Origin of the sequence: Streptomyces sp. NPDC048182, from assembly GCF_043202555.1 — a bacterium.
Classification (GTDB): Bacteria; Actinomycetota; Actinomycetes; order Streptomycetales; family Streptomycetaceae; genus Streptomyces.
The window spans coordinates 129,010-141,581 of record NZ_JBIDAQ010000004.1; the positions used below are offsets into that span (position 1 = coordinate 129,010).

At 74.3% G+C, this 12,572-nt stretch carries 13 protein-coding genes; 5 read left to right on the forward strand and 8 right to left on the reverse strand.

The window, feature by feature from the left end:
- Positions 1-73: 73 nt before the first annotated feature.
- The 3 genes from rocD to ACGFZL_RS09455 form a co-directional block, all read right to left on the reverse strand.
- On the reverse strand, positions 74-1,300 hold the full coding sequence (gene rocD, locus ACGFZL_RS09445) for an ornithine--oxo-acid transaminase (protein WP_393690305.1): 1,227 nt from the start codon (positions 1,298-1,300) through the stop codon (positions 74-76).
- Positions 1,297-2,136, reverse strand: a complete 840-nt coding sequence (gene ddaH, locus ACGFZL_RS09450; RefSeq protein ID WP_393690602.1) for a dimethylargininase — start codon at positions 2,134-2,136, stop codon at positions 1,297-1,299. Before ddaH ends, rocD begins: the two co-directional genes overlap by 4 nt.
- A gap of 129 nt (positions 2,137-2,265) precedes the next feature.
- Entirely contained in the window at positions 2,266-2,769 is a 504-nt protein-coding gene (locus ACGFZL_RS09455; protein ID WP_393690306.1) for an Lrp/AsnC family transcriptional regulator, read from the reverse strand.
- A gap of 77 nt (positions 2,770-2,846) precedes the next feature.
- Here ACGFZL_RS09455 and ACGFZL_RS09460 point away from each other — a divergent pair, with 77 nt between their 5' ends.
- From ACGFZL_RS09460 to ACGFZL_RS09475, 4 genes are all read left to right on the forward strand, one after another.
- Entirely contained in the window at positions 2,847-3,611 is a 765-nt protein-coding gene (locus tag ACGFZL_RS09460; protein ID WP_355175746.1) for a LytTR family DNA-binding domain-containing protein, read from the forward strand.
- A gap of 2 nt (positions 3,612-3,613) precedes the next feature.
- Complete coding sequence (locus ACGFZL_RS09465; protein WP_393690603.1) at positions 3,614-3,973, forward strand: hypothetical protein; 360 nt, start codon at positions 3,614-3,616, stop codon at positions 3,971-3,973.
- A gap of 19 nt (positions 3,974-3,992) precedes the next feature.
- Positions 3,993-5,723 (forward strand): cation acetate symporter, encoded by a 1,731-nt coding sequence (locus ACGFZL_RS09470; RefSeq protein WP_393690307.1) that lies wholly within the window; start codon positions 3,993-3,995, stop codon positions 5,721-5,723.
- Between the two features lie 389 nt (positions 5,724-6,112).
- Positions 6,113-7,306: a histidine kinase gene (locus tag ACGFZL_RS09475; protein ID WP_355175744.1), complete on the forward strand. Its 1,194-nt coding sequence runs from the start codon at positions 6,113-6,115 to the stop codon at positions 7,304-7,306.
- Between the two features lie 5 nt (positions 7,307-7,311).
- Here ACGFZL_RS09475 and ACGFZL_RS09480 read toward each other — a convergent pair whose 3' ends face one another.
- The 5 genes from ACGFZL_RS09480 to ACGFZL_RS09500 all read right to left on the reverse strand — a co-directional run bounded on the left by ACGFZL_RS09480 (position 7,312) and on the right by ACGFZL_RS09500 (position 11,791).
- Positions 7,312-7,536 carry a hypothetical protein gene (locus ACGFZL_RS09480; protein WP_393690613.1) on the reverse strand — a complete coding sequence of 75 codons (225 nt, stop codon included), beginning with the start codon at positions 7,534-7,536 and terminating at the stop codon, positions 7,312-7,314.
- 20 nt (positions 7,537-7,556) lie between these two features.
- Complete coding sequence (locus ACGFZL_RS09485) at positions 7,557-8,504, reverse strand: cytochrome c oxidase assembly protein (protein WP_393690308.1); 948 nt, start codon at positions 8,502-8,504, stop codon at positions 7,557-7,559.
- A gap of 103 nt (positions 8,505-8,607) precedes the next feature.
- A complete protein-coding gene (locus ACGFZL_RS09490) occupies positions 8,608-9,633 on the reverse strand; it encodes a 6-phosphofructokinase (protein WP_355175741.1) in 1,026 nt (341 codons plus the stop codon).
- 165 nt (positions 9,634-9,798) lie between these two features.
- On the reverse strand, positions 9,799-10,527 hold the full coding sequence (locus tag ACGFZL_RS09495) for a glutamine amidotransferase (RefSeq protein ID WP_355175740.1): 729 nt from the start codon (positions 10,525-10,527) through the stop codon (positions 9,799-9,801).
- 25 nt (positions 10,528-10,552) lie between these two features.
- Positions 10,553-11,791 carry a MurT ligase domain-containing protein gene (locus ACGFZL_RS09500; protein ID WP_355175739.1) on the reverse strand — a complete coding sequence of 413 codons (1,239 nt, stop codon included), beginning with the start codon at positions 11,789-11,791 and terminating at the stop codon, positions 10,553-10,555.
- A 182-nt stretch (positions 11,792-11,973) separates the two neighbouring features.
- On the opposite strand from ACGFZL_RS09500, the gene def reads away from it, so the two are divergent.
- On the forward strand, positions 11,974-12,537 hold the full coding sequence (def, locus tag ACGFZL_RS09505) for a peptide deformylase (RefSeq protein WP_393690309.1): 564 nt from the start codon (positions 11,974-11,976) through the stop codon (positions 12,535-12,537).
- Positions 12,538-12,572 lie beyond the last annotated feature (35 nt).

The window sequence follows — 12,572 nt, forward strand, 5'->3', positions numbered from 1 at the left end:
AGTGACGTCGGTCATGCGGAGGGGCCGAAGGGATGACCCCCCGGCCCCGGGCGTCGGGCCCCGGCCGTCGGCGTCAGGAGGACGCCAGCACCTTCTCCAGCGCGCCGAGCGCGCCCCGCAGCTCCTCCGCGCCCACCGTCAGCGGCGGGGCCAGCCGGATCGTCGAGCCGTGGGTGTCCTTCACCAGCACGCCCTCCCGCATCAGCCGCTCGCTCACCTCGCGCCCGGTGCCCAGCGCCGGGTCCACGTCGACGCCCGCCCACAGGCCGCGTGCCCGGAACCCCACCACACCCCGCCCGACCAGCCGCTCAAGCCCCTCGCGCAGCACCACGCCAAGCTCGGCCGCCCGGCGTTGGAACTCGCCGGTCGCCAGCAGCTCCGTCACCGCGATGCCGACCGCCGCGGCCAGCGGGTTGCCGCCGAAGGTCGAGCCGTGCTCGCCCGGGTGCAGCACACCGAGCACCTCACGCCGGCCCACCACCGCGGAGACCGGCACGATGCCGCCGCCCAGCGCCTTGCCGAGCAGCACCACGTCCGGGCGCACCCCCTCGTGCTCGACGGCCAGGGTGTACCCGGTCCGGCCGAGCCCGGACTGGATCTCGTCCGCGACGAACAGGCACCCCGCCCGCTCGGTCAGCGCCCGCACCCCGGCCAGATAGCCGTCGTCGGGGATGTTCACGCCGGCCTCGCCCTGGATCGGCTCGATCAGCACCGCCGCGGTCGTCTCGTCCACGGCCGCCTCCAGGGCCGCCAGGTCGTTGTACGGCACGATCCGGAAGCCCGGCGCGAACGGGCCGAAGCCCGCGCGGGCCGACTCGTCGGTGGAGAAGCCGACGATCGTCGTCGTCCGGCCGTGGAAGTTCTCCGCCGCGACCACGATCGTCGCCCGGTCGGCGGGGACGCCCTTCACGTCGTACGCCCACTTGCGGGCCACCTTGATGCCGCTCTCCACCGCCTCGGCGCCGGTGTTCATCGGCAGCACCATGTCGGTGCCCGTCACCCCGGTCAGCCGCTCGGCGAACTCGGCGAGCCGGTCGTTGTGGAAGGCCCGGGAGGTGAGGGTGAGCCGGTCCAGCTGGCGGTGGGCGGCCTCGACCAGCGCCGGGTGGCGGTGGCCGAAGTTCAGCGCCGAGTAGCCGGCCAGCATGTCCAGGTAGCGGCGGCCCTCCACGTCCTCCACCCAGGCGCCCTCCGCGCGGGCCACGACCACGGGCAGCGGGTGGTAGTTGTGCGCGAGGACCGGCTCCTCGGCGCGGATCAGGTCGGCGGAGCCGCGGGCGGTGCGGGCGGGTGCGGTCATGACGGGTTCTCCCGGATCTCCTGGGTGCAGCACTTGATGCCGCCACCGGCCTTGTGGAACTCGGACAGGTCGACCGGCACGGGCAGGTAGCCGAGGCCGGCGAGCCGGTCGGCCAGGGCGGTGGCCCCCGGCGCGACGAAGACGTGCCGCCCGTCCGAGACGGAGTTGAGCCCGAACGCCATCGCGTCCTCACGGGTCGCGAGCACCGCGTCCGGGTACAGCCGGGCAAGCACCTCCCGGCTGCCCGGCGAGAAGGCGCCGGGATGGTAGGCGATGCGGCCGTCCCCGCCGTCCCGCCCGTCGTCCAGGACGAACAGGGCCGTGTCCAGGTGGTAGAAGTACGGGTCGACCAGCGTCAGCGACACCACCGGCCGCCCGAAGTACTCCTGCACCTCATGATGCGCCTGCCGGGTGGTGCGGAACCCGGTGCCGGCCAGCACCCACCGGCCCACCGGCACCAGATCGCCCTCGCCCTCGCACACCGACCCCGGCTGCTGCACCTCGAAGCCCGCGTCCTTGAACCAGGCCGTGTACGGCACCGACTCGGGACGGCGCTCCGCCGCGCGGAACAGCGAGCCGAAGACCCGGCCGCCCACCGTGAGGGCGTGGTTCGCCGCGAACACCATGTCGGGCAGCCCCGGCACCGGCACGACGGTCTCCACGGTGTGGCCGTGCGCGCGGTACGCCTCGACCAGCGCCCGCCACTGGGCCTGCGCCCGGCCGACGTGCACGGGGGCCTCCGGGTGCATCCACGGGTTGATGGCGTACCGGACGTCGAAGAAGCGGGGCTCGCACATCAGGAAGCGCCGCGGGCGCGGCACGGGGGAGTGGCTCACAGCGGTCACGGCGGGGTCCTCCGCTCGCGGACGGTGACTGGCGGTCACTCCACGGTACGGAGCGCGACCGGCGCCCGACAAGCGACGACACCTGCGTGTCCGCGCAACGATGCTGCGTCTTCGGGGCGCTCAGCGCACGTCCGGTGCGCGCTCGGGCGCCGGCTGGCTCACCCCCGCCTCGGGGCTGTCCGGTATCAGATGGGTCAGCACCATCACGCTGATCGTCTTCCGGATGAACGGCTCGGCCCGGATCCGCTCCAGGACCTCCTCGAAGTGGTCCACGTCCCGGGCCCGCACGTGCAGCAGGGCGTCCGCGCCGCCGGTCACCGTCATCGCCGCCGCGATCTCCGGGTACGCGCGGACCACCTCGGCGAGGCGCCGGGGCGGCGCCGCGCCCTCGCAGTACACCTCGACGTACGCCTCGGTGCGCCAGCCCAGCGCCGACGGCCGCACCGTCGCCGTGAACCCGGTGATCACCCCGGTCTCCCGCAGCCGGTCCACCCGGCGCTTGACCGCCGTGGCCGACAGCCCGATCTCCGCGCCGATCTCGGCGAAGGACGTCCTGGCGTTCGCCATCAGGGCGGTGACGATCTTCCGGTCGAGTGCGTCGAACGGCGCGGGCCTGCTGCTCATGCGGGCACTGTATCCAGCGCGGACGGCGTCGCCCGGCCTGTGTGCAGCAGCCCGGCCGGGCCCTACACTCCACGTTCATGCTGCGCGCCCTCGCCGTCGACGACGAACGCCCCACGCTCGAGGAGCTGGTGTACCTGCTGAACGCCGATCCGCGCGTCGGCACCGCGGAGGGCGCCGGGGACGCGACCGAGGCGCTGCGGCGCATCAACCGCGCCCTGGACTCGGGCCCCGAAGGGCCGGACGCGATCGACGTGGTCTTCCTCGACATCCAGATGCCCGGCCTGGACGGCCTGGACCTCGCCCGGCTGCTCACCGGGCTCGCCCGCCCGCCGCTGGTCGTCTTCGTCACCGCCCACGAGGACTTCGCCGTCCAGGCATTCGACCTCAAGGCCGTCGACTACGTCCTCAAACCCGTGCGCCGGGAGCGGCTCGCCGAGGCGGTGCGCCGCGCCGACGCCCTGCACACCGCCGAGCGCCGCGACCCCGCCCCCCGCGTCCCCGTGCACGAGGGCGACCCCGACCACCTCCCCGTCGAACTCGGCGGCGTCACCCGCTTCGTCGCCGTCGACGCCATCACCCACGTCGAGGCCCGCGGCGACTACGCCCGCCTGCACACGGCGGCCGGCAGCCACCTGGTGCGCATCCCGCTCTCCACCCTGGAGGAGCGCTGGCGCTCCCGCGGCTTCGTCCGCATCCACCGCCGCCACCTCGTCGCGCTCCGCCACATCGGCGAGCTGCGCCTGGACGCGGGCACCGTCAGCGTCCTGGTCGGCGGCGAGGAGCTGCAGGTCAGCCGCCGTCACGCCCGCGAACTGCGGGACCTGCTGATGCGGAGGCCGTGAGCGTGCCGCAGGACCCCGCCGTCCGCCGCGTCGTCGTCACCGGACCGCCCCGGCGCGCCCGCCGCGCCCCCGGCGGAGCCCGCCCGCGCACCGAGATCGACGAGCAGACCACCCTCGGCCACACCTACGTCCGCTCCCTGATCCGCAGCCAGCTGCGCACCGGACTCACCGCGCTCGCCGTCCTCGCCCTGCTGGTCGGGCCGCTGCCCCTGCTGTTCACGGCCCTGCCCGCCGCCCGCCGCCTGGAGTGGGCCGTGCTCGGCTTCGCCCTGTACGCCCCGCTGGTGCTCCTTGCCCGCTGGTACGTGCGCCGGGCCGAGCGCAACGAACGGGACTTCGTCCGCCTGGTCGAGGACCGATGACGGCTCCCGCGGTCCGCGGATGAACCCCGCCTACGCGATCCCGGCCGTCGCCCTCGTCGTCCTCGCCACCGTCCTGGTCGGCGCCTTCGGGCTGCGCGTCTCGCGCACCACGTCCGACTTCTACGTCGCCTCCCGCACCGTCGGGCCCCGGCTGAACGCCGCCGCCGTCAGCGGCGAGTACCTCTCCGCCGCGTCCTTCCTCGGCATCGCCGGCCTCGTCCTCGTCCAGGGCCCCGACATGCTCTGGTACCCGGTCGGCTACACCGCCGGCTACCTCGTCCTGCTGCTCTTCGTCGCCGCCCCGCTGCGCCGTTCCGGCGCCTACACGCTGCCCGACTTCGCCGAGGCCCGGCTCGCCTCCCGGCCGGTGCGGCGCCTCGCGGGCGCCTTCGTGGCGGGCGTCGGCTGGCTCTACCTGCTGCCCCAGCTCCAGGGCGCCGGGCTCACCCTGACGGTGCTGACCGGCGCCCCGGGTGGTCTGGGGGCGGTGATCGTCGCCGTCGTCGTCACCGTCATCGTCGCGGCGGGCGGCATGCGCAGCATCACCTTCGTGCAGGCGTTCCAGTACTGGCTGAAGCTGACCGCGCTGCTCGTCCCCGCCTTCTTCCTGGTCCTCGCCTGGCAGGGCGACGGCGCACCCGGCGGCGCCTTCGCGGAGCCGGCCGCCTTCCGCGAGCAGCGCGCCGTGACGGTCGCCGACACCCTCACCCTGCGCCTGGACCGGCCGCTCACCGTCACAGCCGACGGCACCGTGGACGGCTACGCCCACCACGGCACCCGCCTCCACCTCGACCCCGGCCCGCACCGCGTGCGGGCCGGCACCCGCCTCACCTTCGCCGCCGGCACCCCCGTCCCGGCCGCCGCACCCGGCCCCGACGACGCCCTGTCGCCCTCGCGCGCCGAGAGCCGCACCGAACGGCCCCTGTACGCCACGTACGGGCTGATCCTCGCCACCTTCCTCGGCACCATGGGCCTGCCGCACGTCGTGGTCCGCTTCTACACCAGCCCGCACGGCGTCGCCGCCCGCCGCACCACCGTCACCGTCCTCGCCCTGGTCGGCGCCTTCTACCTGCTGCCGCCGGTCTACGGCGCCCTCGGCCGCCTCTACGCCCCCGACCTGGCCCTCACCGGCGACGCCGACGCCGCCGTGCTGCTGCTGCCGGACCGGATGATCGGCGGCACGGGCGGCGACCTGCTCGGCGCGCTGGTCGCGGGCGGCGCGTTCGCGGCGTTCCTGTCCACCGCGTCCGGGCTGACCATGGCCGTCGCGGGCGTCGTCACCCAGGACGTGCTGCCCGCCCGGGGCGTGCCGCACTTCCGGCTCGGCACCGTCCTCGCGATGGCCGTGCCGCTGGCGGCGAGCATCCTGGTCGGCGGACTCCCGGTCGCCGACGCGGTCGGGCTCGCCTTCGCCGTGTCGGCGTCCTCCTTCTGCCCGCTGCTGGTCCTCGGCATCTGGTGGCGCCGGCTGACCCCGCCGGGCGCGGCGGCCGGGATGCTGGTCGGCGGCGGTTCCGCGCTGCTCGCCGTCGCCGCCACCATGGCCGGCCTCCCCGGCGGCTCCGGCACCCCGCACGCCCTGCTCGCCTGGCCCGCGCTGTGGTCGGTGCCGCTGGGCTTCCTCACCATGGTGCTGGTCTCCCTCGCCACGCCCGGCCGTGTCCCGCCCGGCACGGCGGCGATCCTCGCCCGCTGCCACCTGCCGGAGGAGCTGGGCACGGGGGACCGCGGTGCGGAGGTGACGGGGTGAGGGGGCGTCCCGCCGGCCCGGTCGCGCCGGTGACGGGTCTGCCGGCCGCCGGCCGTCGGCTCCCGGCCGGGCACGGTGTGCGCGGCGGTCACGGGACGGACGGCTGCTCGGCCGACCTGGTCGCGGCGATGCCGTCCCGACCGGGCCCCGGGGGCCGACCGGATGCGGCGGAACCGTGCGGGGAGGTGGCGGGATGAGCGGGTTCCCGGCCGGGCTTGACGTGGCCGTGCTGCCCTTGCCGGACGCCGGGGGCCGGCCGGCCGCCGGGGAACTGTGCGGGGAGGTGGCGGGATGAGCGGGTTCCTGGCCGGGTTTGACGTGGCCGTGCTGCCCTTGCCGGGCGCCGGGGGCCGGCCGGGTGCGGGGGAGCGGCGCGCGGGGGTGGTGGGGTGAGCGGGTTCCTGGCGGGGCTCGTCGCCGCCGTGCTGCCGCTGCTCGCCGCCGGGTTCTGGCTGGGGCGGCGCACCGCCCGGCCGCGCGGGCCCGGTGACCTCGGCACCCCCGTCGAGCACGCCACCTTCCAGACCCTGCACACCGCCTCCCTGGCCACCCCGCCGCTGCGGGCCGGTCTGACCGAGGAGACCGCCCGCCGGTCCGCCCGCAAGCTGCGCCCCCTGCTCGGCACGGACGCGCTCTGCCTGACCGACCTGAGCGAGGTACTCGCCTGGGACGGCGCCGGCGCGCACCACCGCGACGAGATCATGGAGCGGCTGGCCGGCCCGCTGGAGACCGGTCGCGGCGAGGCCCTCCGGCTGAGCTGCGACACCCCCGACTGCGCCGTGCGCTGGGCGGTCGTCGCCCCGCTCACCGTCGACGACCGGGTGCTCGGCGCGCTGGTCGCCTGCGCGCCCCGCGAGTCCGCCGTGCTGGTCCGGGCCGCCGCCGAGGTCGCCCGCTGGGTCTCCGTGCAGCTGGAGCTGGCCGACCTGGACCAGTCCCGCACCCGGCTCATCGAGGCCGAGATCAAGGCGCTGCGGGCGCAGATCTCCCCGCACTTCATCTTCAACTCGCTCGCGGTGATCGCGTCCTTCGTGCGCACCGACCCCGAGCGGGCCCGCGAGCTGCTCCTGGAGTTCGCGGACTTCACCCGCTACTCCTTCCGCCGGCACGGCGACTTCACCACCCTCGCCGACGAGCTGCACGCCATCGACCACTACCTGGCCCTGGTGCGCGCCCGCTTCGGCGACCGCCTCACCGTCACCCTCCAGATCGCCCCCGAGGTGCTGCCGGTCGCCCTGCCCTTCCTGTGCCTCCAGCCGCTGGTGGAGAACGCGGTGAAGCACGGCCTGGAGGGCAGGCCGGAGGGGTGCCGCATCCAGATCACCGCGCAGGACGCCGGCGCCGAGGCGCTGGTCGTCATCGAGGACGACGGCGCCGGCATGGACCCCGCCCTGCTGCGCCGCATCCTCGCCGGCGAGGCCAGCCCGACCGGCGGCATCGGGCTGTCCAACGTGGACGACCGGCTGCGCCAGGTCTACGGCGACGACCACGGCCTGGTCATCGAGACGGCCGTCGGCGCCGGCATGCGGATCACCGCCCGGCTGCCGAAGTACCAGCCGGGCGTCCACTCGGGCCCCGGCTGACCGGGTCAGGTGCTGCGCGTCGCGAGCATTCCCAGCGTGATCAGGCCGAGCAGCACCCACCCGAACCACAGCCAGCCGTTGCTGCCGAGCGCCACCGTGTAGGCCGTCACCACCACCAGGCCGCCGATGGTGAGCGCCCCCATCGCCTTCGTCGAACCGTCCGTGGAACCGGGCATCGCGACACCCTCCTCGTAGACCGTCCCCTCCATGGTGCCCGAAAGGGCGCCCACGCGGGTCGGGTCGGGGACGCTCAGCCGCGGGTGTTCAGCGACGCCAGGTAGGCGTTGTACGCCGCCAGCTCCTTGTCGCCGTCGCGGTCGGCCTGGCGGTCCGAGCGCCGGGCCTGCCGCTTGTCGGCGGCGTACCACTGCGCGACCAGCGCGAGCAGCACCAGCACCGAGGGCACCTCGCTGAACGCCCAGGCGATGCCGCCGGCCGCGTTCTGGTCGGAGAGCGCGTCGACGCCGAGCGAGGCGGGCGGGTTCTCGAAGGTGGAGACCATGGGGGAGGAGGCCATCATCAGCGCGATGCCGAAGAAGGCGTGGAAGGGCATGCCCGCGAACAGCTCCAGCATCCGCATCAGGTAGCCGGGCCGGTGCGGACCGGGGTCGACGCCCATGATCGGCCAGAAGAAGACCACGCCCACCGCGAGGAAGTGCACCATCATCGCGATGTGGCCCGCCGACGAGCCCATCAGGAAGTCGAACAGCGGCGTGAAGTACAGCCCGTACAGGCTCGCGATGAACAGCGGGATGGTGAAGGCGGGGTGCGTGACCACCCGCAGGTACCGGCTGTGCAGCAGCATCAGCAGCACCTCGCGCGGCCCCTTGCGGCCCCGCCCGGCCGGCGGCAGCGCGCGCAGCGCCAGGGTGATCGGCGCGCCGAGCAGCAGCAGGATGGGGGAGACCATGCTGATCACCATGTGCTGCACCATGTGCACGCTGAACATGACCATGCCGTAGTCGTTCAGCCTGGTGCACATCATCAGGGCGACGCTGAGCACCCCGACGACGAAGGCGGCGGTGCGGCCCACCGGCCACTCGTCGCCGCGCCGGGTCAGCCGGAGAACGCCCCATCCGTACAGCGCGAGGGCGAGCAGGCAGCCGATCAGGAAGAAGGGGTCCGCCGACCAGGCGAGGCCCCGTCCCAGCGTGAACGGCGGCAGATCCATCGTCATGCCGTGCCCGCTGTGATCCATCCGCCGGCTCCTGATTCGTGGGGGTTGAGCGCGCTCTGTCCGGCACCAGACTAGAACCGCCCCCGGCGACGGACGTCACCGGGGGCAGGCGCGACAGCCGGGGTCAGATGACGCAGTCGGCCTCCGCGTAGCGCTCGGCGGGCACCGTCTTCAGCGACTCCACGGCCTCCGCCAGCGGCACCATCGCGATGTCGGTGCCGCGCAGCGCGGTCATCATCCCGAACTCGCCGCGGTGCACCGCCTCCACCGCGTGCCAGCCGAACCGGGTGGCGAGCACCCGGTCGTACGCCGTCGGGGTGCCGCCGCGCTGGACGTGCCCGAGGATCACCGGCCGGGCCTCCTTGCCGAGGCGCTCCTCCAGCTCCACGGAGAGCTGGCGGGCGATGCCGGCGAACCGCTCGTGCCCGTAGACGTCCTTGCCGCCCTCGTCGAAGGCCATGCTGCCCGCCTTCGGCTTGGCGCCCTCGGCCGCCACCACGATCGCGAACTTCTTGCCCGCCTCGAACCGCTCCGCGACCTTCGCGGCCAGCTCCTCGATGTCGAAGGGCCGCTCGGGGACGACGACCGCGTGCGCGCCGGCCGCCATGCCCGAGTGCAGCGCGATCCAGCCGGTGTGGCGGCCCATCACCTCCACGATCAGCATCCGCTGATGCGACTCGGCGGTGGTCTTCAGCCGGTCCAGGGCCTCGGTCGCCACCGTCACGGCCGTGTCGAAGCCGAAGGTGACGTCGGTGACCGCTATGTCGTTGTCGATGGTCTTGGGCACGCCGACGATGGGCAGGCCGTTGTCGGACAGCAGCCGGGCGGCCTTCAGGGTGCCCTCGCCGCCGATCGGGATGACCGCGTCGAGACCGAGTTCCGCCAGATGGCCGCGGGCCCGCTCCACGCCGTCCCGCAGATGCTCGGGTCGGACCCGGGAGGAGCCGAGGACGGTGCCGCCGCGGGCCAGGATGCCGCTGACCGCGTCGAGGTCGAGCTTCAGCCAGTCGCACTCCAGGAGGCCCTTCCAGCCGTCCCGGAAGCCGATGACCTCGTCACCGTGGTCGACGACGGCGCGGTGCACGACGGACCGGATGACGGCGTTGAGGCCGGGGCAGTCACCGCCGGAGGTGAGGACACCAATGCGCATAGCCCGGAATACCTTCTCGAGTGGCACGGGACCGGACTGCGCTGTCCGGCACGATTCCCCGCCACCCTAGCGGCATCCCCGGCCGCCGCCGCACCGTGCGTCCGCCTGGTGGACGTACGCGCTCACCTGTGCGTATGACCCGTCAGACGGGCCGCGCCCCAAGGCTCAGGCCGGCTCCTTGGCCGCGGCGATGCGCTCGGCGCGCAGCGCCTCGTACCAGCGGTCGTCGGTCGGCGGCAGCGCGTTCACGTCCAGGGCCAGCTTGAGCAGCAGGTCCGCGATCAGCGGGTTGCGGGCCAGCACCGGGCCGTGCATGTACGTACCGAAGACGGTGTCGTTGTACGCGCCCTCCGTGCCGTCGCCCGTGCCGTTGCCGTTGCCGAACCGCACCTGGGCGAGCGGGCGGGCGTTCGGCCCGACCTGGGTGACGCCCTGGTGGTTCTCGAAGCCGGTCAGCGGCGGCAGGCCGAGGCGCGGGTCGATGTCGCCGAGCACGTCGCCGACGCACCGGGCGCCCTCGCCGCGCACCGAGACCACGTCGAGCAGGCCGAGCCCCGGCTCGCGCTGGCCGAGGTCGTTGATGAACTCGTGGCCGATGATCTGGTAGCCGGCGCAGACCGAGAAGACGATCGCGCCGTTGCCCACCGCCCGGTTCAGGCCCCCGTCGCGGCGCAGCCGTTCGGCCGCGAGCCGCTGCGGGCGGTCCTCGCCGCCGCCGATCAGGTAGATGTCGCCGGAGGTCGGGATCGGCTGGTCGCTGCGCACGTCCAGGCGCGCCACGTCCAGGCCGCGCTGGCGCGCCCGGCGCTCCAGGACCAGCGCGTTGCCCTGGTCGCCGTAGGTGCTGAGCAGGTCCGGGTAGACCCAGACGACCCGCAGCTGGTTGTCGCTCACTTCACGTCCCCTGAGAGTCTCGTGGTCAGTTGCCGACGCGGCGGCGCAGGTCCTGGAAGGCGGTGTAGTTCGCGATGACCTCGATCCGGCCCGGCGGGCACTGCTGCACCGCCTGGTCGAGGTTCTCGCACACCTGGAACTGCTGGTTGGCCACCTCCAGGCGGACCGCGAGGTCCAGCTTCCGGTCGCCGATCACACAGATCGGGTGGCCGGTCAGCCGCGTGTAGTCCACGTCCCACAGCCAGGAGGTGTCGGTGCCGTCGGCGCCGCGCGCGTTCACCGAGAGGATCACCGGGGTGGGCGGCGGGTCGATCAGGGAGAAGGTCTCCAGCCAGCCCGCCGGGTTCTTGGCGAGCAGCAGGCGGAGGTCGCGGCCCTGGAACTGCACGACGTCGTAGCGCCCGGCGACCGCCTGCACCTGGTACATCCGCTCCAGGGCGACCTGCGGCGGCACCCCGAAGACGGCGGCGACGGCGGCCGAGGAGGCGGCGTTGGCCTTGTTGGCGCGGCCCGGCAGCTGGAGGTGGATCGGCCAGGCCGAGCCGTGCGGGTCGAGGACGTGGTCGCCGGAGAGCGCCCAGCTCGGCGTGGGCCGCCGGAAGCCGCACTCGCCGCAGAACCAGTCGTCGCCGGGGCGCTGCATCACACCGCCGCAGGACGGGCAGGACCAGGCGTCGTCCTTCCACATCTGCCCGGCGGCCACCCAGATGACGTTCGGCGAGGAGGAGGCCGCCCACACCACCAGCGGGTCGTCGGCGTTGGCCACGACGACCGCCTTGGAGCCGGCCAGCCCCTCGCGCCAGTGCTCGGCGAGCATCCGGGTCTCGGCGGCGCGGTCGAGCTGGTCGCGGGAGAGATTGAGCAGCGCGACGCACTTGGGGTCGGTGTCCCGGGCGACGCCCGCGAGGTACTTCTCGTCGACCTCGATGACCGCGAACCGGGCGTCCGAGCCGCCGGCGAGGGCGGAGGTGATGCCGGCCGGCATGTTGGCGCCGAGCGCGTTGGAGACGACCGGTCCGGCCGCCCGCAGCGCCTCGGCGATCAGCCGGGTGGTGGTGGTCTTGCCGTTGGTCGCCGAGACCAGGGTCACATCGAGGTGCTGGGCCAGCCGGGCGAGCAGGTCGGGGTCGAGCCGCAGCGCGACCTTCCCGCCGATCACCGAACCACTGCCCCGCCCCGCGGCGCGCGATGCCGCCGCGACCGCCTTGCCCGCGGTCACGGCGAGCTTGGCCCGCGGCGTGAGCGGGTCCGAGTTGCCTGCCATCAGTCCTCGATCCTCCCTTGCGTACGCGCCGTGCCCGGAACGCCCTTACGGCCACGTGGTGTGCACCGAAGCCTATCGAGATCCTTTCGCACACCCGAATCGCGCACCGGTGCGGGCGTCGGCGTCGGCGCGGGTCACGGCCCCGGGGCACGGGCTCCTCAGGGGACCTTACTCTTGCGGCCATGCGACACGGCTCCATCCCGGGCGCCCGCGGGCGCGTCCGCCCCCTGCGCCTCCTCGGCGACCCCGTCCTGCACGCCCGCTGCGCCGAGGTGACCGACTTCGGCCCCGAACTGGCGTCGCTCGTGGAGGACTTGTTCGCCTCCATGTACGCCGCGCACGGAGTGGGCCTGGCGGCGAACCAGATCGGCGAGCCGGTCCGCGTCTTCGTCTACGACTGCCCGGACGACGAGGACGTGCGCCATCTGGGCCATGTGGTGAACCCCCGGCTGGTCTCCGCCGGCGGGGTGGTGGTGCGCGGCCCGGAGGGCTGCCTGTCCCTGCCGGGCCTGGAGGCGGGCACCGAGCGCCACGACGAGGCGGTGGTGGAGGGCCTCACGGCGGCCGGGGAGCCGGTCACGGTGCGCGGCACCGGGTTCTTCGCCCGCTGCCTCCAGCACGAGTGCGACCACTTGGAGGGCGAGGTCTACCCGGACCGGCTCGGCGGGTGGCGCAGGCGGCGGGTGCTGCGGCAGGCGGCGAAGGCGTCCTGGAACAGGCCGGGGCCGCTCGCGGAGTCCCTCTGAACAAGGGCGATCGGTCTGAAAAGGGTGCTCGGTCT